This window comes from Acidovorax sp. GW821-FHT11A03 (assembly GCF_058809075.1).
In genome coordinates this window covers 167,388-189,313 of the sequence record NZ_JBXASG010000002.1, presented here as the reverse complement: position 1 = coordinate 189,313, position 21,926 = coordinate 167,388, and the positions used below count along the sequence as shown (strand labels likewise).

Sequence of the window (21,926 nt, the reverse complement as noted above, 5' to 3'; positions counted from 1 at the left end):
ACGCCATGAACAACAGCGATGCGGGCATCGTGTTCCGCAACATCACCAAACGCTACGGCAGCGACCCGTCCGCGGGCCTGGCGGTCAAAGGCATCAGCTTTGAGGTGCCGCGCGGCACGCTCACCACCATCCTGGGGCCCTCGGGCTGCGGCAAGACCACCACCTTGCGCATGATCGCGGGGCTGGAGTCGCCCACCGCGGGCGAGATCCTCATCGGCGGCAAGGACGTGACCACGCTCGGCCCCGCGCAGCGCAATGTGAGCATGATGTTCCAGAGCTATGCGCTGTTCCCGCACATGAATGTGGCCGAGAACGTGATGTACGGCCTGCGCATGTCGGGGTTCTCCAAGGACGTGGCCCGCGCCAAGGCCGTGGAGGCCCTGCGTGGCGTGGGCCTGGTGGGCTATGACGACCGCCTGCCCAGCGAGCTGTCGGGTGGCCAGCAGCAGCGCGTGGCCCTGGCGCGCGCGCTGGTGCTGGAGCCCGAGGTGCTGCTGTTCGACGAACCCCTGTCCAACCTGGACGCCCGTCTGCGCCGCGAGATGCGCGAGGAAATCCGCGCGCTGCAGCAGCGCCTGTCGCTCACGGTGGCGTATGTCACCCACGACCAGGCCGAGGCCATGGCCGTGAGCGACCAGATCATCGTGATGAACCAGGGGCTGATTGCGCAGAAGGGCTCGCCGCGCGCGCTGTACGAAACGCCGCACAGCGAATTCGTGGCGGGTTTCATGGGCGAGGCGATGTTGTTCCCGGCTACTGCGCAAGCCGATGGCTCGGTCTTGCTCGGGCCGCTGGCGCTGCGCCCGCGCATGGCGGTGCACGGCGGTTCGGTGAAGGTGGCGGTGCGCCCCGAGGCCTGGCGCATCCACCGCCAGGGCGATGGCCTGTTGCCGGCGCGGCTCGCCAAGTCGGCCTACCTGGGGGCAGTGCACGAATACACCTTCGAGACGGCGCTGGGCGGCATCTTCGTGGTGTCGTCCGACCTGGACGACGTGCTCGCCGTGGGCGAGGACGTGTTGCTGAGCCTGGGCACCCACGGCGTATCGGTGGTTGGTAGTACCGATGGCGCCCTGGCCAATGCGGAATAATGACACCATGACGAACCAACTCGACGCCCTCAAACAGTTCACCACCGTGGTTGCCGACACCGGCGACTTCAAGCAACTGGCGCAGTTCCAGCCCCAGGATGCGACCACCAACCCCTCGCTGATCCTGAAGGCCGTGCAAAAGCCGGAGTACGCACCGCTGCTGCAGGACACCGTGGCGCAGTTCCGGGGCCGCCCGATTCATGAAATCATCGACCGCCTGCTGGTGCGCTTCGGCCGCGAGATCCTGGCCACGATTCCGGGCCGCGTCTCCACCGAGGTGGATGCGCGCCTGAGCTTCGACACCAGCGCCACCGTCGCGCGCGCCGAGCGCATCATCGAGCTGTACCAGGCCGAAGGCATCCACATCGACCGGGTGCTCATCAAGATCGCCTCGACCTGGGAAGGCATCCAGGCCGCCGAGCAGCTCGAGCGCAAGGGCATCCATACCAACCTCACGCTGCTGTTCTCGTTCGCCCAGGCCGTGGCCTGCGGCCAGGCCAAGGTGCAGCTGATCTCGCCGTTCGTGGGCCGCATCTACGACTGGTACAAGAAGCAGGCCGGCGCCAGCTGGGACGAGGCCGCGCGTGCGGGGGCCAACGACCCGGGCGTGCAGTCGGTCACGCAGATCTACAACCACTACAAGCGCTTCGGCATCGCCACCGAGGTGATGGGCGCGAGCTTTCGCAACGTGGGCCAGATCACGGCGCTGGCGGGTTGCGACCTGCTCACCATCGCGCCCGACCTGCTGGCCCAGCTGGCGGCCAGCGATGCGCCGCTGCAGCGCGCGCTCGATGCGGACGCGGCGAAGGGGCTGGACCTGCCCGCGGTGAACTATGACGAGGCGGGGTTCCGGTTTGCGCTCAATGAAGATGCCATGGCGACGGAGAAACTGGCGGAAGGCATCCGGGCGTTTGCGGCGGATGCGGTGAAGCTGGAGAAGCTGATCCTGGCGGCTTGAAGTCGGCTTTGAGTGTTTTTGGCGACCGGCGCTTGTGTGGCAAGTGCCGGCCGCTATGGTTTTTATGGCTCTGTAGCTTTTGCGCGTTCGGGCTGCGCTTGTAGGCGCCTGGGTTTGTGTGTTGGTCTGACTGTGTGCCTGGTTTGAGGGCGGAGGCCGGGATGTCGCCCCGGCGGGCGAGGTACTTGTTCTTTGCTTCGCCAAAGAAAAGTACCCAAAAGAAAGGCGACCCACAGTCTGCGACCCCTGCGCTGCGCTGCGGGGCAAATCTGCGTCGGTGCGGTTGCGGGGTGCGCCGTGGAACTCGCTGTGCGCTGGCGCGCGCCGCTCGGACAACCACGGCGAGTCAGAGCACGAGGCATGGGCGCTGCGACGCCCATGCTCACCCCGCAACCGCCCCGCCGCAGGCGCAGCCAGATGGGGGTGGGGAGCGAACAGCCAAACAGCCAAACAGCCAAACAGCCATACGGGCCATCGCTGCGCTCGGCCCGGAACGCGCGGGCGCTTCGCGCCGCGACCGCGAGGCCGAGCGCAGCGATGGCCCGAAGGAATGTCCGATTCGTGAGTTTCCTTCTGGATGCGCCTGGGGCGCGCAGCGAGTTCTGCGGTGCACCCCGTGACCGAGCACCCCGGGTTGCCCCGCAGCGCAGCGAAGGGGTCGCAGACAGCAGAGTTGCCTTCTCCTTGGTGACTTTCTCTTGGCGACCCAAGAGAAAGTTACTGCGCCGCCGGGCGCACACCCCGGCCTCCGCCCTTCACTTAGGCACGGCGTGAACTATAAAAACAATAGCTGCTAGCGCTTGATAGATAAGCGCCAGGAGCCAAAACACCTAAAAATTCACCCCGCAGGCAAGCGCATCCCCACCCGCAATCCCCTCGGCACCACCCCCTCGGCCACCGTCCGGCCCCCATGCCGCAGCGCGATCTCCTCCACGATCGACAGCCCCAGCCCACACCCGCCCGCCTTGTCCGACCCCCTCCAGAACCGCGCGAACAGATCGCCCAGGTGCTCGGCCGGCACGCCGGGCCCGTCGTCCTCCACCACCAGCAGGGCCCAGCGCCCGGGCTCCTCGCGGCCCACGCGCACCGTCACGGTGGCGCCTTCGCCCGCGTAGTGCAGCGCGTTGTCGATGAGGTTGTTGAGCGCCTCGCGCAGCAGCAGCGGGTGGCCCTGCACCGCCAGCTGGTCGTCGCCCTCATAGCCCAGATCCATGCCCTGCGCCAGGGCGCGGGCCGCCCATTCGCGGGCCACCTCGCGCGCGAGCGCCGCCAGGTCGATGGACTGCATCTCCACGTTCGATTCCGAGCGCGCCAGCTGTAGCAGCTGGTGCACCAGGTGGGCGCTGCGCTGCGCGGCCGACAGCACCTTGTGCAGCCGCTCCTGCACCGCGGGCTCATGGCTCTCGTGCAGCGCCAGCTCGGTCTGGCCGATGAGCCCCGCCAGCGGCGTGCGCAGCTGGTGCGCGGCATCGTTGAGGAAGCGCTTTTCCTTTTGCTGTCCGCGAGCCACGGTCTCCAGCAGCCGGTTGATGGTGCTGGCCAGCGAATGCACCTCCTGGGGGGCCGAGGTCAGCTCGATGGGCGGCAGGGGCGTGGTGCCCGCCTGGGGCCGGGCGCCGGCCTGCTCGATCTGGGCCTCCAGGCGCTTGAGCGGCTGCAGGCCGCGCAGCACGCCCGCGTAGACCACCGCGCTCAGCGCCAGCCCCATCAGCCCCATCGGGAACACCATCTGCTCCAGCAGCTCCTGCGCGATGCGTTCGCGCACCGTGAGGCTCTGGGCCACCTGCACGCGCAGGGTCTGCCGCGTCTGGGGCGTGCCGTAGTCCACGTCGAGCAGCGCCACGCGCACGGGGCGGTCGTCCACCCGCGCGTGGTAGAGGTACGGATCGCCCACGCGCACCTCCACCGGTGGCGGCGCGGGCAGCTGGGCATTGCCCAGCAGGAAGCGGCCGGGCGGGGACGACACCATGTAGGTGATGCGGTCGGCCGGGTCCTGCTCCAGGATGTCCTGCGCGGCCTTGGGGAAATCCACCAGCAGCCCGTCGCCAATGGGCTTGATCTGCCGCGCCAGCGCGCGCACTGACTGGGTCAGCGTCTGGTCGATGCCCTTTTCGCCGTTCTGCAGCGCGATGCGCCACGCCAGGAAACCGCCCGAGAGCCACAGCACGAGCTGGGGCAGCAGCAGCCACAGCAGCAGCTTGCGCTGCAGGGAGACCCCCGGGACCTGCCGCATGTCAGTGGTGGCCCAGTGCAGGCCGTATGAAACTGGCGCGGCCGATGCCAGGGCCGCCGCGCAAGGGCCGCCCCGCCGCGCTGGCGGCGCCCCCCTTCCCGCGCGCAGCGCGAGAGAAGGGGGAAGGCGCGCAGCGCCTCAGGGGGTTGTTCATGGTTTCGCCAGCATGTAGCCCAGGCCCCGGATGTTGCGGATGTTCAGCGGCGATGGGTCGAGCTTCTTGCGCAGCCGGTGCACGTAGACCTCCAGCGCATTGGAGTTCAGCGGCGCGGCGGTCTGCCCGGGCTCAGGCGGGCTGGCGCGCCAGGCGGCCAGCACGTCGTCGCGCGTGACCACTTCGCCGCAGCGGTTCACGAGCAGCTCCAGCAGCTCCCATTCGCGCTGGGTGAGGTCCAGCGGCTCGCCGTCGAGGGCCGCGCTGTGGCTGGCGTGGTCCAGCGCCAGGGGGCCGATGGTGGTGCCGGGGGTCCCGGCGCTGCTCGCCTGGGTGAACGCCGGTTGCCGCGCGCGGCGCAGCATGGCCTGCAGGCGGGCCTGCAGCTCCTGCATGTTGAAGGGTTTGGTGATGTAGTCGTCGGCCCCGGCGTTGAGGCCCAGCACGCGGTCCTCCACGCCGTCGCGCGCGGTGAGAATCAGCACCGGCAGGCCGGCGATGTGGGTGCGCGCCCAGGTCAGCAGCTCCATGCCGTCGGCGCCCGGCAGGCCCAGGTCCAGGATGATGCCGTCCACCGCCTGCGCCTGCAAAAGGGCGGTGGCCTCGGCCACGCTCGATGCCGTGCAGACGCCGAACTCCAGCTGCTGCAGCTGCCCGGTCAGCGCGTCCAGCAACAGGGCATCATCTTCGACTATCAGTATCGTGGCCATGGGATTGAGCATAACAAAGCGGCCTGCGCGGCCGCGCCGGTCCGCCTGCCCGGGGTGGCGCGGGGGCGGGGCCTGCGCGCCGCACGTAATCCGGTAACAGGGTGGAGCCCTGGCGGAGAAAGCACACCCCGGGAAAGTCCTGATATGTTCATTAATTATTGTAATTAAAGTACCGACTGCGCTGAACGGCACCGGTCTGCTGCGCACCAAACGGATTCAAACATCGAGGAGACAAGGGTATGTGGAAGATGACAAAGATCGCCGCAGTGGCGGTGGGCCTGGCGGCAGCGATGTCCGCCAGCGCGGGGGAGGTCGAGGTCCTGCATTACTGGACTTCGGGCGGCGAGGCCAAGTCGGTGGCCGAGCTCAAGAAGATCATGCAGGCCAAGGGGCACACCTGGCGTGATTTCGCCGTGGCTGGCGGCGGCGGCGACAGCGCCATGACCGTGCTCAAGAGCCGCGTGATCTCGGGCAACCCGCCTTCGGCCGCGCAGACCAAGGGCCCGGCCATCCAGGAATGGGCCTCCGAAGGCGTGCTGGCCAACATGGACGCCCTGGCCAAGGCCGAGAAGTGGGACGAGCTGCTGCCCAAGGTGGTCGCCGATGTCATGAAGTACAAGGGCGCCTACGTGGCGGCCCCCGTCAACGTACACCGCGTCAACTGGATGTGGGGCAGCTCCGAGGCCCTGAAGAAGGCCGGCGTGGCCGCCATGCCCAAGACCTGGGACGAGTTCTTCGCCGCCGCCGACAAGCTCAAGGCCGCGGGCCTGGTGCCCGTGGCCCACGGGGGCCAGAACTGGCAGGATTTCACCACCTTCGAATCGGTGGTGCTGGGCGTCGGCGGCCCCAAGTTCTACCAGGACGCCCTGGTGAAGCTCGATGACAAGGCCATCAACAGCGACACCATGAAGAAGTCGCTGGAAACCTTCCGCCGCATCAAGTCATACACCGACCCCGGCGCACCCGGCCGCGACTGGAATCTGGCCACGGCCATGCTGATCCAGGGCAAGGCGGGCTTCCAGCTCATGGGTGACTGGGCCAAGGGCGAGTTCCTGGCGGCCAACAAGGCGCCGGGCAAGGACTTCCTGTGCGCCGCGGCGCCGGGCACGACCACGTCGTTCACCTTCAACGTGGACTCGTTCATCCTGTTCAAGCTCAAGGATGCCGCTGCCCAGAAGGCGCAGAGCGACCTGGCCAGTTCCATCATGAGCCCCGAATTCCAGGAGGTGTTCAACCTCAACAAGGGCTCCATCCCGGTGCGCGCCGGCCAGAAGATGGACAAGTTCGACGACTGCGCCAAGGCCTCGGCCAAGGACTTCGCCGACACCGCCAAGAGCGGCAGCCTGCTGCCCAGCGTGGCCCATGGCATGGCGATCGCGCCCGCCACGGAAGGCGCCATCAAGGACGTGGTCAGCCAGTTCTGGAATGACGACAAGGTGAGCGTCGCCGACGCCATGAAGAAGATCGCGACCGCCGCGAAGACCAAATAAACCACCACCACTGAGGGAATCAACATGATGAAAAGAAACCGCCTCACGGCGGTGGCTTTGGCCGCCGCATGCGCGATGAATGGAGCCATGGCACTGGAAGTTGCCGGCTTCGAGATGAACGGTTACTCGCGGGGTGGTCCCGTGTTCAACCACTCCGACGGCGTCAAGGGCAACCTGTCGCTCGGCGGCGAGCTGCAGAAGTTCCGCCTGGGCAACGAGGGCGACAACGGCATCGAAGTCAACTTCGCGCGCGGCTTCGAGACCAACGGCATCAAGTGGAAGGTGAACTACATGCCCGCCAAGTGGGGCAGCGGCGACATCAGCACCGAGCAGGCCTACGTGGAAATGAGCGGCTTCTCGTTCTCGCCCGAGGCCAAGTTCTGGGCCGGCCAGCGCCGCCTGCGGATCCAGGACGTGCACATCGTCGACTACTTCCTGCTCAACTACGGCGACAACATCGGCGCCGGCGTGACCGATGTGCCGATCGGCGGCATGAAGCTGGGTGTGGGCGTGTTCACCGGCGACAAGTTCGACGGCAACCTGCCCAACAACGTCAAGGCGCACCGCATCAACGCCGACCTGTCGGAAATCAACACCAACCCCGGCGGCAAGCTGCGCGTGCTGCTGACGGCCGTGGGCGGCAAGGGCCAGGCCAATGGCGGCTCGGGCTCGGGCGTCTCGCTGATGCACACGCAAAAGGAATTCCTGCTGCCCAGCATCAGCAATACCCTGTACCTGCAGACCTCGCGGGGCCATGCCCGCATCGACGGGGAGTTCGAGGCCATCGACGGCAGCCGGCCCGGCCGGCGCTCCACGCGCATCGCCGACTCCATCAACTGGCAAAGCGGCCCCTTTGGCGGCCAGGCGCTCATTGGCTACCAGACCAACAAGGCCGACCTGACCGGCGTGGAGACCAAGGACTTCTCGCTGGGCGGCCGTGGTTCGTACGCGTTCACGCAGAACTTCAAGATGCTGGCCGAGCTGTCCACCACCACGCGCAAGGGCACGGGCCCCGACCAGCGCCTGTCCAAGGTCACGCTGGCGGGTGCCCTGGCCCTGTCGGAAGATTTCTGGTCGCGCCCCGAGCTGCGCCTGTATGTGACCAAGGCCAACTGGAACCAGGCCGCCGCCGTGGCCAATGCGGCCACCTTCGGTGCCAACGGCAAGACTTCGCGCACGCTGGTGGGTGTGCAGTACGAGGTCTGGTGGTAAGTGATTCCACTTCGGGCCGCAGGGAGGCGCGGCGCGGGGCTTGGCCCGGCGCGGCGGCCCCTGTGGCCCGGACATGGAATGGTGAAGTGAGTTAGCGAGTTAGTCAGAGGTGACTTTGTTCTTTGGGGGGCACTCTGTGCGTGCCCCCCTTTTTTTCATATGCAGGCACATGCCAGAAATTTTTTCGCAGCCATGAAAAATGACCCCCACGCTCCGCCGCCGCGCGGGTCGCTGCCCCCGAGGGGGATGTTTCTTCACCATGGGGTGGCCCGGCGATGACCAAGAATACGTTCGAGACATGGTTGCCCAAGCTGGTCGTGACACCGGCTTTTGTTCTGGGTTTTGCGTTCATCTACGGCCTGATGCTGTGGAACGGCGTATTGAGCCTGACTGTTTCGCGCATGCTGCCCAACTACGAGTGGGCGGGCCTGGCGCAGTACGAGCGCCTGTGGGAGATGGACCGCTGGTGGGTGGCCTTGAAGAACCTGGGCATCTTCGGCGTGGGCTACGTGGGCGGGTCCCTGGCCATCGGCGTGGTGCTGGCCGTGCTGCTGGACCAGAAAATCCGCGCCGAGGGCGCGCTGCGCACGATCTACCTGTACCCGATGGCGCTGTCCTTCGTGGTCACGGGCACGGCCTGGAAATGGCTGCTGAACCCGGGCCTGGGCATCGAAAAAATGGTGCGCGACTGGGGCTTTCCTCACTTTGAATTCGGCTGGCTTGTCGATACCGAGATGGCCATCTACTGCGTGGTGATCGCCGGCATCTGGCAGAGCGCGGGCTTTGCGATGGCGCTGTTCCTCGCCGGCCTGCGCGGCATCGACGACAGCATCATCAAGGCCGCGCAGGTCGATGGCGCATCGCTGCCGCGCATCTACTGGCGCATCGTGCTGCCCGCGCTGCGGCCGGTGTTCTTCTCCACGCTCATGGTGCTGTCGCACCTGGCGATCAAGAGCTTCGACCTGGTGATGGCACTCACGGCCGGTGGCCCCGGCTTTGCCACCGACGTGCCCGCAACGTTCATGTACACCATGTCGTTCTCGCGCGGCCAGATCGGCCTGGGCGCGGCCAGCGCGACCATGATGCTGGCCACCGTGGCGGCGCTGGTCATTCCTTATCTCTACAGCGAACTGCGGACCAAGCCCCATGACCGCTAAGCCTTCTGTATTTCCTTCCGTGGGCCGCCTGCTGGTCTACGCGGTGCTGGCCCTGGCCACCGCCTTTTTCCTGTTGCCGCTGTACGCGATGCTGGTCACGTCTTTCAAGGACGCCGAGGAAATCCGCAGCACGTCGCTGCTGGCCTTGCCCGCCGCTCTGAACTGGTCGGCCTGGGGCACCGCGTGGTCCAGCGCCTGCACCGGCGTGGACTGCAACGGCCTGCGCCCGTTCTTCCTGAACTCGGTGGCCATGGCCGTGCCGGCGGTGCTGATCTCCACCGTGTGGGGCGCGCTCAACGGCTACGTGCTGAGCCTGTGGAAGTTCCGGGGCAGCGATGCGCTGTTCGGCATGCTGCTGTTCGGCGTGTTCATGCCCTTCCAGGTGGTGCTGCTGCCGATGAGCCAGGTGCTCGGCTGGCTGGGGCTGTCGAGCTCCATCACCGGCCTGGTGCTGGTGCACTGCCTGGCGGGCCTGGCGGGCACCACGCTCTTCTTTCGCAACTACTACGCGGCCATTCCGAAAGAGCTGGTGAACGCCGCGCGCATGGACGGCGCGAGCTTCTTCCAGATCTTCTGGCGCATCGTGCTGCCGCTGTCCACGCCCATCATCATGGTCACGCTGATCTGGCAGTTCACCAACATCTGGAACGACTTCCTGTTCGGCGTGGTGTTCTCGGGCACCGACTCCAAGCCGGTGACCGTGGGCCTGAACAACCTGGCCAACACCAGCTCAAGCGTGAAGGCCTACAACGTGGACATGGCGGCCGCCATCATCGCGGGCCTGCCCACGATGGTGATCTATGTGCTGGCCGGTAAGTTTTTTGTGCGCGGGCTCACTGCCGGCGCCGTCAAAGGTTAAGAAGGTAAGTAGAGATCATGGCGTCATCACTCGACATCGCAGGCATCAACAAGCGTTTTGGCAAGGGCGACAAGAGCGTGGAGGTGCTGCGCAAGGTGGACATCCACGTCGCGCCAGGCGAGTTCCTCATCCTGGTCGGCCCCTCGGGCTGCGGAAAGTCCACGCTGCTGAACATCATTGCGGGCCTGGACGAGCCCACCGAGGGCGAGATCCGCATCGCCGGCAAGAACGTGGTGGGCATGCCCCCGCGCGACCGGGACATCGCCATGGTGTTCCAGAGCTACGCGCTGTACCCCACGCTCTCCGTGGCCGACAACATCGGCTTTGCGCTGGAGATGCGCAAGATGCCCAGGCCCGAGCGGCAAAAGCGCATCGACGAAGTGGCGACCATGCTGCAGATCAGCCACCTGCTGGACCGCCGCCCCAGCCAGCTCTCGGGCGGCCAGCGTCAGCGCGTGGCCATGGGCCGGGCGCTGGCGCGCCAGCCGCAGCTCTTTTTGTTCGACGAGCCGCTGTCCAACCTGGATGCCAAGCTGCGCGTGGAGATGCGCGCCGAGATCAAGCGCCTGCACCAGGCCAGCGGCATCACCAGCGTGTACGTGACGCACGACCAGGTCGAGGCCATGACCCTGGGCTCGCGCATCGCGGTGATGAAGGGCGGCGTGGTCCAGCAGCTGGGCACCCCCGACGAGATCTACAACCGCCCGGCCAACACCTATGTGGCGACCTTCATCGGCTCGCCCACCATGAACCTGCTGCGCGGTGGCGTGCAGGCCGGCGGTCAGTTTGGCATCGTGGGCGCTGCGCTGGACCTGGCACCGCCCACGGGCGCCGCGGAGATGCTGCTGGGCGTGCGCCCCGAGCACCTGCAACTGCAGGACGATGCGCCCTGGCGCGGGCAGGTGAGCGTGGTGGAGCCCACGGGCCCCGACACCTATGTGATGGTGGACACCGCCGCAGGCAGCGTCACGCTGCGCACCGACGCACAAACCCGGGTGCAGCCGGGCGACCAGGTGGGCCTGACGGTGGCACCGGCCAACGCCCACTGGTTCGATGCGAAGTCCGAAGAGCGATTGACGGGCTGAGAAGGATGAGCCTCCCGCCGCTGGGTCGCCGCAAGAAGGGGCTTTGGTCTTTGCCTGGAGAGGTAATTCAGGTAAAAAGAGGCTCCAGCGCTTGTCCACAAAGCGCGAATAGCTATATAAATAATAGCATTCATGATCCACGGGCCGCCGTCTGCCGCAGGGCAGCGGGGGCGTGTGACCTTTGGTCTCCATCTTTTTCCTATGCACCCTCAGCGCCTTCTCGCCGACATCGGCGGCACCAACATCCGGCTGGCCTGGCAGAACGAGCCGGGCGGTCCTTTGAACGACACGCGGGTGCTGCCCTGCGCGCAGTTCCCCACCGTGGATGCCGCGCTGGCGGCCTACCTAAAGGAAGTGGGCGTGCCCGCGCCGCGCGAGGCGGCGTTCGGCATCGCCAACCCCGTCACGGGCGACGCGATCCGCATGACCAACCACAGCTGGAGCTTTTCGCAGCGCGCGGTGCGCGAGGCGTTTGGTTTCGAGCGGCTGGTAGTCATCAATGACTTCACCGCACTGGCACTGGCGCTGCCCCTGCTCACGCCCGACCTGCTGCGCCCCGTGGGCGGCGGCGAGGCGGTGCCGGGCGCCGCGATAGCGCTGCTGGGCCCGGGCACGGGCCTGGGCGTGTCGGGGCTGGTGTTTCCACCGGGCTCCAGCAGCGGCGTGCCGCTGTCGGGCGAAGGCGGGCATGTGTCGCTGGCGGCGCAGACGCAGCGTGAATTCGATGTGCTGGCCATCCTGCAGGAGCGCTACGGCCATGTGTCGGCCGAGCGCGCTGTGTGTGGTGCGGGGCTGGTGGACCTGTACCACGCGCTGCGCCGCCTCGCGCAGCGGGGTGGCAAGGAGGTCAGCTCGGCCTCCCAGGTGACCGAGCTGGCCCTGCAGTCCCACGACGCGCTGGCGCTGGAGGCGCTGGATCTTTTCTGCGGCTTTCTGGGCAGCGTGGCGGGCAACCTGGCACTCACCCTGGGGGCACGCGGGGGCGTCTTCATCGGCGGGGGCATGGTGCCGCGCCTGGGCGCGTGGTTCGACAAATCCTCCTTCCGCGCGCGGTTCGAGGCCAAGGGGCGGTTTCAGCCCTACCTCGCGTCGATACCCTGCTGGGTCATCGATCCGAGCGCCACGCCCGCGCTGCACGGCGCGTCGCGCGCGCTGGACATCGCGGGCTCCGGAGGATGAGCGGCCCCGCCTTGCAGGTCAGCGGTGTGCACCATGTGGCCATCATCGCCAGCGACTACGCACGCTCGCGCCGCTTCTACACCGAGGTGCTGGGCCTGCCGGTGGTGAACGAGGTGTTCCGTGCCGAGCGCGAGTCGTACAAGCTGGACCTGCAATTGCCCGATGGTTCGCAGGTGGAGCTGTTTTCCTTTCCGAACCCGCCGGCCCGCCCGTCGTATCCCGAGGCCTGCGGCCTGCGCCACCTGGCCTTGCGCGTGGCGGATATGGACGCCAGCCTGGCGGCATTGGCCGCGCATGGCGTGGCGGCAGAGCCGGTGCGCATCGATCCGTTCACGGGCGCGTCGTTTACTTTCTTCGCCGATCCGGACGGTCTGCCGATCGAGCTGGTGGGGCCGGGGCCCGTCAGGCGCTAGACCGCTGGGGCCGGGAGCAAGAAAGGCCCCGCAGGGCCTTTCTTTTCCATGGCATCACATCTCTTCGCTCCAGCAATGCCCGTCGCGCGCGATCATGGCGCTGGCGGCGCTCGGGCCCCAGCTGCCCGGTGCGTACGGCCGCGGGCCCGCGGGGTCGTTCTTCCAGTGCTGCAGGATGGGCTCCACCCAGCGCCAGGCTTCTTCTTGTTCGTCGCTGCGCACGAACAAGTTCAGCCGCCCGGCGATCACGTCCAGCAGCAGGCGCTCGTACGCGCCCACGCGCTCGGTGCCGAAGCGCTGGTCGAAGTCCAGGTTCAGCGCCACCTGCGACAGCGCGGGTTCGGTCTGGTGCTGGGCCGCGCCCTGGGCCAGCAGGTGCAGCTCCAGGCCGTCCCTGGGCTGCAGGTTGATCACCAGCCGGTTCACCGCGCCCGAGGGCATCTTGAAGATGGGGTGCGGCACGGGGCGGAAGTTGACGACGATGTGCGCGTCGCGCCCCGCCAGGCGCTTGCCGGTGCGGATGTAGAACGGCACGCCGGCCCAGCGCCAGTTGCTGATCTCGGTGCGCAGCGCCACGAAGGTCTCGGTGGTGCTGTCGCTGGCCACGCCTTTTTCCTGCAGGTAGCCCGGCACGTTGTGCCCGTGGGTCTTGCCCGCGGCGTACTGGCCGCGGATCACATGCTGGCCAATGGTCTCCATGCTCCAGGGCTTGAGCGACTGCAGGACCTTGAGCTTCTCGTCGCGGATCGCATTGGCGCTGGAGTTGATGGGCGGCTCCATGCCGATGGCGCACAGCAGCTGCAGCGCGTGGTTCTGCACCATGTCGCGCAGCGCGCCGGTCTGGTCGTAGAAGGCGCCGCGCGTTTCCACGCCCAGCTCCTCGGCGATGGTGATCTGGATGTTGGCGATGTTCTCGCGCCGCCACAGTGGCTCGAACAGCGCGTTGCCAAAGCGCATCGCAAACAGGTTCTGCACCGCGGGCTTGCCCAGGTAGTGGTCGATGCGAAAGACCTGCTCTTCCTTGAGCACGCGGCGCAGCGTGTCGTTGATGGCCTGGTTGGATTTGAGGTCGTGGCCCAGGGGCTTTTCCAGCACCACGCGGGTGGCGGGGCCGTTCAGGCCCACGGCGGCGATCTGTTCGCACACGTTGGTGAACAGGCTGGGCGCGGTGGCCACGTACATCACCACGGTGTCGGCGGCGCGCTCGTGCAGCAAGGTGGCCAGGCGCGCGTAGTCCTGCGTTTGCGACAGGTCCATGCGCAGGTAGTGCAGCAGGGCGCCGAAGCGTTCGAACTCGTCCGGGGTGGGGCGCTTGGCCAGATCCACGCTGTCAAAGCGCGACTGGATCAGGCTGCGGTATTGTTCATGGCTCAGCTCGTCGCGCGCCACCGCAATGATGCGGCCTCCCTCGGGCAGCGTTCCGTGCCGGAACGCCTGGAACAACGCCGGCATGAGTTTGCGCCACGCCAGATCACCTGTTCCACCGAACAGGACAAGGTCAAAACTCATGGGGTCTCCATATCAGGGTGTTGTTGTGCGTCTGAGGCTGGAAATTGTAATCTCGTTACATTGGGTTGTGTAGCTGTAGAGGCTGTAAACGTTTTTTGACAGTTCGTGCGCAGAAAAGTATCAGAAAAATTGTGTAATCAAGTTACTATCTCGCCGGTTTTCACCTCCCCGATATCCTGAATCCACCATGCCCTCCCTCCGTTGCGACCAAACCCTAGAGTGGCCTCAGTTGCAGGCCGCGTTCACCGCAGATGGCAGCCGTCTGGACCTGCGGGAGGCCTTTGCCAGCGATGCGCAGCGGTTTGGGCACTTCAGCCAGCACGCGCCCGAGGTGTTTGCGGATCTTTCCAAGAACCTGTGGGACGCCGCCACCGAGACGCTGCTGCTGGACATGGCCCGTGCCTGTGGCCTGGAACAGCACCGCGACGCCATGTTCGGCGGCCTGCCCATCAACAGCACCGAAGGGCGCGCCGTGCTGCACACGCTGCTGCGCCGGCCCCGGGGCCTGGCGCTGCCCGGCGACGGGCCGGACATCGCGCAGAAGCTGGCCCAGGTGCACACCACGCTGGATGCCATGCTGGCCTATGCCGACACGGTGCGTGCGGATGGCGCCATCACCGATGTGGTGAACATCGGCATCGGCGGTTCGGACCTGGGCCCGCACATGGCGGTGCTGGCGCTGGAGCAGTTCCGCGCGCGGGGCAAGCGGCTGCACTTTGTCTCCAACGTGGACGGCCACGAACTGCACACGGTGCTGCAGTCGCTCAAGGCCGAGAAAACGCTGTTCCTCATCGCCTCCAAGACCTTCACCACCGCAGAAACCATGACCAACGCGCGCTCGGCGCTGGCCTGGTTTGCGGCGCAAGGCGGTCAGGATGTGGGGCGCCACTTTGCGGCGCTCACCACCAATGTCGATGCCGCGAAGGCGCTGGGCATCACCACCACCTTCGGCTTCTGGGACTGGGTGGGCGGGCGCTATTCGCTGTGGTCGGCCATTGGCCTGCCCATCGCGATCGCGATTGGCTCGGCGGGCTTCCGCGATCTGCTCGCCGGAGCGCACGCCATGGACGAGCACTTTCGCACGGCGCCCCTGGCGCAGAACCTGCCGGTGCGCCTGGGCCTGCTGGACATCTGGTACCGCAACTTCCATGGCTTCACCAGCCGCTGTATCGCGCCCTACCACGCGGCATTGCGCCGCCTGCCGGCCTATCTGCAGCAGCTCGAGATGGAAAGCAACGGCAAGCGCGTAGGGCTGGACGGCCAGCCGCTGCCCTATGCCACGTCGCCCGTGCTGTGGGGCGAGCCGGGCACCAACGGCCAGCACGCGTTCTTCCAGATGCTGCACCAGGGCACCGACGTGCTGCCGCTGGAGCTCATCGCCGTGCGCCAGCCCACCCATCCCCTGGAAGGCCACCACGACAAGCTGCTGGCCAACGCCCTGGCGCAGGCCCAGGCGCTGATGGTGGGCAAGGACGGGGAGGACGGCCACCGCCACTTCCCGGGCAACCGGCCCAGCACCTTCCTGCTGCTGGATGCGCTCACCCCCGCGTCGCTGGGCGCGCTGATCGCGCTGCAGGAACACCGCGTGTTCGTGAGCGGCAGCCTGTGGGGCATCAACAGCTTCGACCAGTGGGGCGTGGAACTGGGCAAGGTGCTGGCCAAGGACATCGAGGCGCGCCTGGCCAGCGGCGATGCCGCAGGGCTCGACGGCTCCACCGCCGGGTTGCTCGCCCAGCTGCGCGCCGGCATTTGACAAAGACCGGTGGCGGCCGTCCTGCGGCGGCGCGACCACGGGCACTGGCGATTTTTCGAGGAGACACCATGACCGCACCCCGGCCGGATTTCCGGTCCGCCGACTTCCTGCGCGCGCACATCCGCCAGACCATGGCGTTCTACGAGCCCGTGGCCACCGACGCGAGCGGCGGCATGTACCACTTCTTCCTGGACGACGGCACGGTGTACGACGCGCGCACCCGCCACCTGGTCAGCGCCACGCGTTTTGTGGTCACCCATGCCATGCTCTACCGCACCACGGGCGAGGCGCGCTACCAGAGCGGCATGGTGCACGCGCTGCAGTTTCTGCGCACTGCGTTCCTCGACCCCGCCACCGGCGGCTACGCCTGGCTCATCGACTGGCAGGGCGGCCGTGCCACGGTGCTGGATGGCACGCGGCATTGCTACGGCATGGCGTTCGTGATGCTGGCCTATGCACGGGCATTGGAGGCCGGAGTGCCCGAGGCACGCGGCTGGCTGGCCGATGCCTTCGACACCGCCGGGCAGCACTTCTGGCAGCCCGCGCAGGGCTTGTACGCCGATGAGGCGTCGCCCGACTGGGTGCTGGCGGACTACCGGGGCCAGAACGCCAACATGCACGCCTGTGAGGCCATGATCTCGGCTTTTCGCGCCACCGGCGAGCAGCGCTATATCCAGCGCGCCGAACAGCTCGCGCAGGGCATCTGCCAGCGCCAGGCCGCGTTGTCGGACCGCACCTCGGCCCCTGCTGCCGAGGGTTGGGTGTGGGAGCACTACCACGCCGACTGGTCGGTGGACTGGGACTACAACCGCCACGACCGCAGCAACATCTTCCGCCCCTGGGGCTACCAGATCGGCCACCAGACCGAATGGGCCAAGCTGCTGCTGCAACTGGACGCCCTGGCGCCGGCGGACTGGCATCTGCCTTGCGCGCGCTTCCTCTTCGACACAGCGCTGGAGAAGGGCTGGGATGCCGTGCACGGCGGCATCGTCTACGGCATGGCGCCCGACGGCAGCATCTGCGACGACGGCAAATACCACTGGGTGCAGGCCGAGAGCATGGCGGCTGCGGCGGTGCTGGCTGTGCGCACGGGCGACGAGCGCTATTGGGACTGGTACGACCGAATCTGGGCGTATTGCTGGGAGCACTTCGTGGACCACGAACACGGCGCGTGGTTTCGCGTCCTCGACGGCGCCAACCGCAATCACACGCGCGAGAAGAGCAACGCGGGGAAGGTGGACTATCACAACATGGGGGCGTGTTATGACGTGCTGGGGGCGATGAAAACGGGTGATTGAGCCGTGGGCTTCGTCGCCTCGGCTGGCACCGCACGCGGCTGCGGCGGCGCATGCATGGCGGGTCGGTTATGGTGCACAGGAACGATCCCGCCAAAAGGAGCAGTTCATGAACAGGTCGCTCGCCCGAATCCACTTCGGGCTGTCAATCTTCTACGGCATCGGCGCGGCGCTGCTTTGCATCATTTACTTGGCCGATGACAACGCGAGTGGAAGCGGAGTGTTGATTCTTGCGGGCATCTTCGGCACGCCTTTCGTGCTTCATTGCGCCGCATTGCGTGGTGTCCGCTCCGGCCATTTGTGGGGTCGGAATTTATCGCGAACTCTCGGAATCCTGCTGCTTTTTGCATTCCCCATCGGAACGGTTCTGGGTGTGCTGATCCTGATGCGGACGCGGCGGACGGACTGGGAGCAAGGATTGAAAAGTCGCGCTGGCCCCCGCCCGGTGCTCACCCGGTAAGTTCAGCCGCCGCGACGTCTACTGCGCTCAACTTTGAATGGGCAATGTGCCGCGAGGCCCCGCCCCGCGCGCCTTTGCCTGCCCGGTTCAGGCCTTGAAGCGGTTCACCGGAAGACCGGTTACCGTGACCCGTACGCTCAAGAGCGACCCCGCAGGAATCGCCGCCTCCTGTTCCTCCACCGGCCTTCCCGCCCGCGCCGACGTGATGTACAGCGTCCGCAAATCCGCCCCTCCAAAACACACCATGGTCGGGCACTGCACTGGCACTTCAATGCGCTGCAGCACTTGCCCCGCTGGAGACAGCTGCAGCACACACGCCCCCTCGTACATCGCCACCCAGTAGTTGCCCTCCACATCCACCGCCGCGCCATCCGGCCGGCCGCCGTAGGGCTGGCCTTCCACCTTGCGGCCGAACTGCACCCAGGGCTGTCGGTTGGCGATGGCGCCCGTCGCCACATCGAAGTCGAACCGGTCGATGCGGTGCTCCGGGGTGTTGGACCAGTACAGATACCGGTTGTCGGGGCTGAACGCGAGGCCGTTGGCGGTGAAGTTGTCGCCCGCCATGTAGTGCACGCGGTAACCACCCTCGGCCACCTCCAGGCGCCAGAGCGCGGCGTCGGGGGCCGTGCGCGGGCTGATGACCGACCCCGCCCAGAACCGGCCCGCCGCATCGCAGCGACCATCGTTCAGGCGCAGCACGCGGGTGTCGTGTCGGTCGGGGGGCAGCAGGGCCAGCAGGGTGAACGCGCCGGTGGTGGTGTCCAGCAGGTAAAAGCCGTCCCGTAACCCGATTACTATTTTTTTGTCGGCGGCGGGCGCGCAGCAGCCGGGTTCGCTGGGGGTCTTCCATTGCCGGTGGCGGCCGTCCCCCGGGGTCCAGGCGTGCACCGCCAGTCCCTGTATGTCACACCAATAGAGGCATTTTTCCTCGGGGTGCCAGAACGGCGATTCGCCCAGTTCGGAGGGTGCAAGGGGCAGGCACTGCAAGGTCATGGGTTGAAATGGGATGGTTATCGAGTTACATTCTAGGGCCTCAAACAGTGGCCTGCCCCGGAACAGGTGCCCAGGCCCAACCCACCGATGGAGCATCCCATGCATTCAGTCGTAGCGCGCGTGACGGCCCGCATCATCGAGCGCAGCAAGGACACCCGCGCCGCCTATCTGGCCGGCGTCGAGGCCATGATCGCCCGCAAGCCCGCGCAAGACCGCATGGGCTGCGCCAACCTGGCCCATGCCTACGCGGCCCTGCCCGGCGCCGAAAAATTCAAGGTCACCGTGGAGAAGGCGCCCAACATCGGCGTCGTCACGGCCTACAACGACATGCTGTCGGCCCACCAGCCGTACCAGAGTTACCCCGCCATCCTGCGTGACGAGGCCGCGCGCCACGGCGCCACCGCGCAGGTGGCGGGCGGCGTGCCCGCCATGTGCGATGGCGTGACGCAGGGCACGCCCGGCATGGAGTTGTCCCTGTTCTCCCGGGACGCCATTGCCATGGCCACTGCGGTAGCGCTGTCCCACGATGTGTTCGACGGCGTGCTGCTGCTGGGCGTGTGCGACAAGATCGTGCCCGGCTTGCTCATCGGCGCGCTGCACTACGGGCATCTGCCCTGCGTGTTCGTGCCCGCGGGCCCCATGGGCACGGGGCTGTCGAACAAGGACAAGTCCAAGGTGCGCGAGCAGTACGCGCAAGGGCTGGTGGGGCGCGACGAACTGCTCAAGGCCGAGTCCGCCGCGTACCACAGCCCTGGCACCTGCACTTTCTACGGCACGGCCAACAGCAACCAGATGCTGCTCGAGGCCATGGGCCTGCACGTGCCCGGCGCGGCCTTTGCACCGCCCGGCACCGAGGAGCGCGAAGCCTTCACGCGCCAGGCCGTGCGCACCGTGCTCGACATCGGCAAGCGCGGCCAGCGCTTCACGCCCATCGGGCGGATGGTGGACGAGCGCTGCATCGTCAATGCCATGGCGGCCTTGCTGGCCACGGGGGGCTCCACCAACCACCTGATCCACTGGGTGGCCATTGCGCGCAGCGCGGGCATCCTGATCGACTGGTCGGACTTTGACGAGCTGTCGTCCGCCGTGCCGCTGCTGGCCCGCGTGTACCCCAATGGCGATGCCGACGTGAACCAGTTCCAGGCCGCGGGCGGGCCCGCATGGATCCTGCGCGAACTGCTGCAAGGGGGCTTCATGCACCCGGGCGTGGGCAGTGTGAACGCGGGCGGCATCGCCGCGGGCGGGCAGGGCGCACCGGCGGTGTCGGGCGACGAGACCGTGCTGCGCCCGGTGTCCCATCCGTTTTCCCCCACGGGCGGCCTGCGCCTGCTGCAGGGGCGCCTGGGCCGCGCGGTGATCAAGGTCTCGGCCGTGCCCGAAGACCGCCACGTCATCGAGGCGCCCGCGCGCGTGTTCGATTCGCAGGAGGCCTTGCTGGCCGCGTTCAGCGCGGGCGAGGTGCAGCAGGACATGGTGGCCGTGGTGCGCTTTCAGGGCCCGCAGGCCAACGGCATGCCCGAGCTGCACAAGCTCACCCCGCCGCTGGCGGTGCTGCAGAACCAGGGCTTCAAGGTGGCGCTGGTGACGGACGGCCGCATGAGCGGCGCGTCGGGCAAGGTGCCCGCCGCCATCCACGTCACGCCCGAGGCGCTGGCCGGCGGCCCGCTGGCCAAGGTGCTGGACGGCGACATCGTGCGGGTGGATGCCGTGGCCGGCACGCTGGATGTGCTGGTCGATGAGGCCACCTGGGCCGCCCGCCCCCTGGCGCCCTACACCGCGCCCCCCGCCACCGGCTTCGGCCGCGAACTCTTCACCAACTTCCGCCGCCACGCGGGCGGTGCGGAACAAGGCGCCTGCACATGGCTGTAGCAGGATGCACCCCCTGAGTCGCTGCGCGGCTTCCTCCTCCCTCCCTGCGCGGGAGGGGGACGCACCCGGTGGCCTGGCAAAGCCCGTTCCACGGGTGCACTGGCATCGCGCCGCGCTAGTTTTGTAGGCCGCTTGCGGCATCCGACACCGAACACACCAAGGAGCACAAACCCATGAATCCTCTCGACATCGCCATCCATGGCCCGGTCATTCCCGTCATCGTGATCGACCGCGTGGAAGACGCGCTGCCTCTGGCCGAGGCCTTGCTGGCCGGTGGCGTGAAGGTGCTGGAGGTGACGCTGCGCACCGCCGCCGGCCTGCCCGCCATCGCCGCCATCGCGCGCCAGTTGCCCGAAGCGGTGGTGGGCGTGGGCACGGTGCTCAACGCCGACGATGCGCGGCGCGCCAGCGAGGCCGGGGCGCGTTTTGCCGTGAGCCCTGGCTACACGTCCGAGGTGGGCAGCGCCTGCAAGGGGCTCAACCTGCCACTGCTGCCGGGCGTGGCCACGTCCAGCGAGATCATGGCGGCCTTGGCGGACGGGTTTTCGTTCCTCAAGCTGTTCCCGGCGGAGGCCGCGGGCGGCATCCCGCTGCTCAAGTCCTGGGCCAGCCCGTTCGGCCAGGTGAGCTTCTGCCCCACGGGGGGCATCACCCAGGCCACCGCGTCCAACTACCTGGCGCTGCCCAACGTCCGCTGCGTGGGCGGCTCGTGGCTGACGCCCGCCGACGCCGTGCGTGCGGGCGACTGGGCGCGCATCACCCAGCTGGCGCGCGACACGCATGCGTTGCGCAAGGCCGCGTGAGCACCAGGATTCATGCTCAAATAGGCCGTCAGCGCTTATCCGGCAAGCGCTGCAAGCTATAAAAAAAGAAGCAAAATTTGCCCTGTGGCCCGGCTGCCGGGCGTGGGGCCGCCGATGGGGTGGTGGGACGTGTGGACTGGATGCCCTGTGCGCCCCTATCATGGCGCGGGGCTTGGCCCTGCCACAACGGCTTCACGTTTCAAAGAGAGGGAGTTCTGTATGGATTTTGTTTCGGCTGTCAAAAGCTGCCTGACGCAGTACGCGGGTTTCTCGGGTCGCGCCGTGCGCTCCGAGTTCTGGTGGTTCTTTCTGTTCCAGGTCGCGGTGATGGTGGTCGCCAGCTTCCTGGGCGACGTGATCTCCGGCATCGTCTCCCTCGCGCTGGTGCTGCCCGGGCTGGCCGTGGGCGCGCGCCGCCTGCATGACATCGGCCGCTCGGGCTGGTGGCAGTTGCTGACCCTGACCGGCATCGGTGTGCTGGTGCTGATCTACTGGTGGGTGCAGCCCAGCGAGGGCTGATCCCGCCCCAGGCAGGCCCGCCTGGCCTGCAACCCGCGAAGCCCGCTTGCCTTACGGCCGGCGGGCTTTTTTGTTGGGGCCGCGCTTGTGGGCACATGGGCATCGCCCTGGTTTTTCTGGAGGGAGTCCGCCGCCCGGATCGTGAATAAAAGTGGCCCTGGCGCTTGATATACAAGCGCAAGCCGCT

Annotated in this window: 19 protein-coding genes; 15 read left to right on the top strand and 4 right to left on the bottom strand. The window is 67.3% G+C overall.

Annotation, left to right across the window (positions count from 1 at the left end; genetic code table 11):
• Positions 1-5: 5 nt before the first annotated feature.
• Complete coding sequence (locus AC1RVY_RS04635; protein WP_218293331.1) at positions 6-1,088, top strand: ABC transporter ATP-binding protein; 1,083 nt, start codon at positions 6-8, stop codon at positions 1,086-1,088.
• 7 nt (positions 1,089-1,095) lie between these two features.
• Positions 1,096-2,046, top strand: a complete 951-nt coding sequence (tal, locus tag AC1RVY_RS04630) for a transaldolase (protein WP_492805536.1) — start codon at positions 1,096-1,098, stop codon at positions 2,044-2,046.
• An 838-nt stretch (positions 2,047-2,884) separates the two neighbouring features.
• Here tal and AC1RVY_RS04625 read toward each other — a convergent pair.
• Positions 2,885-4,279 carry a sensor histidine kinase gene (locus AC1RVY_RS04625; protein ID WP_218293333.1) on the bottom strand — a complete coding sequence of 465 codons (1,395 nt, stop codon included), beginning with the start codon at positions 4,277-4,279 and terminating at the stop codon, positions 2,885-2,887.
• Positions 4,280-4,429: 150 nt separating this feature from the next.
• On the bottom strand, positions 4,430-5,143 hold the full coding sequence (locus tag AC1RVY_RS04620) for a response regulator transcription factor (protein WP_369641446.1): 714 nt from the start codon (positions 5,141-5,143) through the stop codon (positions 4,430-4,432).
• 239 nt (positions 5,144-5,382) lie between these two features.
• On the opposite strand from AC1RVY_RS04620, the gene AC1RVY_RS04615 reads away from it, so the two are divergent.
• The 7 genes from AC1RVY_RS04615 to gloA2 all read left to right on the top strand — a co-directional run bounded on the left by AC1RVY_RS04615 (position 5,383) and on the right by gloA2 (position 12,538).
• Positions 5,383-6,633 (top strand): ABC transporter substrate-binding protein, encoded by a 1,251-nt coding sequence (locus tag AC1RVY_RS04615; RefSeq protein ID WP_218293335.1) that lies wholly within the window; start codon positions 5,383-5,385, stop codon positions 6,631-6,633.
• A 24-nt stretch (positions 6,634-6,657) separates the two neighbouring features.
• Complete coding sequence (locus AC1RVY_RS04610; RefSeq protein WP_255591227.1) at positions 6,658-7,845, top strand: carbohydrate porin; 1,188 nt, start codon at positions 6,658-6,660, stop codon at positions 7,843-7,845.
• A 275-nt stretch (positions 7,846-8,120) separates the two neighbouring features.
• Positions 8,121-9,002, top strand: coding sequence for a carbohydrate ABC transporter permease (locus tag AC1RVY_RS04605; protein ID WP_218293336.1), 882 nt, complete (start codon positions 8,121-8,123; stop codon positions 9,000-9,002).
• A complete protein-coding gene (locus AC1RVY_RS04600; RefSeq protein WP_218340419.1) occupies positions 8,992-9,861 on the top strand; it encodes a carbohydrate ABC transporter permease in 870 nt (289 codons plus the stop codon). The genes AC1RVY_RS04605 and AC1RVY_RS04600 overlap by 11 nt, the downstream gene beginning before the upstream one ends.
• A gap of 17 nt (positions 9,862-9,878) precedes the next feature.
• On the top strand, positions 9,879-10,946 hold the full coding sequence (locus AC1RVY_RS04595; RefSeq protein ID WP_492805533.1) for an ABC transporter ATP-binding protein: 1,068 nt from the start codon (positions 9,879-9,881) through the stop codon (positions 10,944-10,946).
• Positions 10,947-11,147: 201 nt separating this feature from the next.
• A complete protein-coding gene (glk, locus tag AC1RVY_RS04590) occupies positions 11,148-12,125 on the top strand; it encodes a glucokinase (RefSeq protein ID WP_492805532.1) in 978 nt (325 codons plus the stop codon).
• Positions 12,122-12,538, top strand: coding sequence for an SMU1112c/YaeR family gloxylase I-like metalloprotein (gene gloA2 / locus AC1RVY_RS04585; protein WP_492244375.1), 417 nt, complete (start codon positions 12,122-12,124; stop codon positions 12,536-12,538). The genes glk and gloA2 overlap by 4 nt, the downstream gene beginning before the upstream one ends.
• Before the next feature lie 54 nt (positions 12,539-12,592).
• On the opposite strand, the gene zwf is transcribed toward gloA2, so the two are convergent.
• Positions 12,593-14,047, bottom strand: coding sequence for a glucose-6-phosphate dehydrogenase (gene zwf / locus AC1RVY_RS04580; RefSeq protein ID WP_218293341.1), 1,455 nt, complete (start codon positions 14,045-14,047; stop codon positions 12,593-12,595).
• Positions 14,048-14,234: 187 nt separating this feature from the next.
• Here zwf and pgi point away from each other — a divergent pair, with 187 nt between their 5' ends.
• From pgi to AC1RVY_RS04565, 3 genes are all read left to right on the top strand, one after another.
• Positions 14,235-15,800, top strand: coding sequence for a glucose-6-phosphate isomerase (pgi, locus tag AC1RVY_RS04575; RefSeq protein ID WP_492805531.1), 1,566 nt, complete (start codon positions 14,235-14,237; stop codon positions 15,798-15,800).
• A gap of 68 nt (positions 15,801-15,868) precedes the next feature.
• Positions 15,869-17,098: an AGE family epimerase/isomerase gene (locus tag AC1RVY_RS04570; RefSeq protein ID WP_492805529.1), complete on the top strand. Its 1,230-nt coding sequence runs from the start codon at positions 15,869-15,871 to the stop codon at positions 17,096-17,098.
• Between the two features lie 106 nt (positions 17,099-17,204).
• Complete coding sequence (locus AC1RVY_RS04565; protein ID WP_492805527.1) at positions 17,205-17,555, top strand: hypothetical protein; 351 nt, start codon at positions 17,205-17,207, stop codon at positions 17,553-17,555.
• 87 nt (positions 17,556-17,642) lie between these two features.
• On the opposite strand, the gene AC1RVY_RS04560 is transcribed toward AC1RVY_RS04565, so the two are convergent.
• Complete coding sequence (locus AC1RVY_RS04560; RefSeq protein WP_218293345.1) at positions 17,643-18,548, bottom strand: SMP-30/gluconolactonase/LRE family protein; 906 nt, start codon at positions 18,546-18,548, stop codon at positions 17,643-17,645.
• A 99-nt stretch (positions 18,549-18,647) separates the two neighbouring features.
• Between AC1RVY_RS04560 and edd the strand changes: the two genes are divergently transcribed.
• From edd to AC1RVY_RS04545, 3 genes are all read left to right on the top strand, one after another.
• Entirely contained in the window at positions 18,648-20,417 is a 1,770-nt protein-coding gene (gene edd, locus AC1RVY_RS04555; protein ID WP_218293346.1) for a phosphogluconate dehydratase, read from the top strand.
• 173 nt (positions 20,418-20,590) lie between these two features.
• Positions 20,591-21,220, top strand: a complete 630-nt coding sequence (gene eda / locus AC1RVY_RS04550; RefSeq protein ID WP_492805525.1) for a bifunctional 4-hydroxy-2-oxoglutarate aldolase/2-dehydro-3-deoxy-phosphogluconate aldolase — start codon at positions 20,591-20,593, stop codon at positions 21,218-21,220.
• A gap of 219 nt (positions 21,221-21,439) precedes the next feature.
• On the top strand, positions 21,440-21,739 hold the full coding sequence (locus tag AC1RVY_RS04545; RefSeq protein WP_218293348.1) for a DUF805 domain-containing protein: 300 nt from the start codon (positions 21,440-21,442) through the stop codon (positions 21,737-21,739).
• Positions 21,740-21,926: the final 187 nt, after the last annotated feature.

Coding starts and splice junctions, on each gene's coding strand:
- AC1RVY_RS04635 (WP_218293331.1), top strand. CDS start 6: ATGAACAACAGCGATGCGGGCATCGTGTTCCGCAACATCACCAAACGC.
- tal (WP_492805536.1), top strand. CDS start 1,096: ATGACGAACCAACTCGACGCCCTCAAACAGTTCACCACCGTGGTTGCC.
- AC1RVY_RS04625 (WP_218293333.1), bottom strand. CDS start 4,279: ATGCGGCAGGTCCCGGGGGTCTCCCTGCAGCGCAAGCTGCTGCTGTGG.
- AC1RVY_RS04620 (WP_369641446.1), bottom strand. CDS start 5,143: ATGGCCACGATACTGATAGTCGAAGATGATGCCCTGTTGCTGGACGCG.
- AC1RVY_RS04615 (WP_218293335.1), top strand. CDS start 5,383: ATGTGGAAGATGACAAAGATCGCCGCAGTGGCGGTGGGCCTGGCGGCA.
- AC1RVY_RS04610 (WP_255591227.1), top strand. CDS start 6,658: ATGATGAAAAGAAACCGCCTCACGGCGGTGGCTTTGGCCGCCGCATGC.
- AC1RVY_RS04605 (WP_218293336.1), top strand. CDS start 8,121: ATGACCAAGAATACGTTCGAGACATGGTTGCCCAAGCTGGTCGTGACA.
- AC1RVY_RS04600 (WP_218340419.1), top strand. CDS start 8,992: ATGACCGCTAAGCCTTCTGTATTTCCTTCCGTGGGCCGCCTGCTGGTC.
- AC1RVY_RS04595 (WP_492805533.1), top strand. CDS start 9,879: ATGGCGTCATCACTCGACATCGCAGGCATCAACAAGCGTTTTGGCAAG.
- glk (WP_492805532.1), top strand. CDS start 11,148: ATGCACCCTCAGCGCCTTCTCGCCGACATCGGCGGCACCAACATCCGG.
- gloA2 (WP_492244375.1), top strand. CDS start 12,122: ATGAGCGGCCCCGCCTTGCAGGTCAGCGGTGTGCACCATGTGGCCATC.
- zwf (WP_218293341.1), bottom strand. CDS start 14,047: ATGAGTTTTGACCTTGTCCTGTTCGGTGGAACAGGTGATCTGGCGTGG.
- pgi (WP_492805531.1), top strand. CDS start 14,235: ATGCCCTCCCTCCGTTGCGACCAAACCCTAGAGTGGCCTCAGTTGCAG.
- AC1RVY_RS04570 (WP_492805529.1), top strand. CDS start 15,869: ATGACCGCACCCCGGCCGGATTTCCGGTCCGCCGACTTCCTGCGCGCG.
- AC1RVY_RS04565 (WP_492805527.1), top strand. CDS start 17,205: ATGAACAGGTCGCTCGCCCGAATCCACTTCGGGCTGTCAATCTTCTAC.
- AC1RVY_RS04560 (WP_218293345.1), bottom strand. CDS start 18,548: ATGACCTTGCAGTGCCTGCCCCTTGCACCCTCCGAACTGGGCGAATCG.
- edd (WP_218293346.1), top strand. CDS start 18,648: ATGCATTCAGTCGTAGCGCGCGTGACGGCCCGCATCATCGAGCGCAGC.
- eda (WP_492805525.1), top strand. CDS start 20,591: ATGAATCCTCTCGACATCGCCATCCATGGCCCGGTCATTCCCGTCATC.
- AC1RVY_RS04545 (WP_218293348.1), top strand. CDS start 21,440: ATGGATTTTGTTTCGGCTGTCAAAAGCTGCCTGACGCAGTACGCGGGT.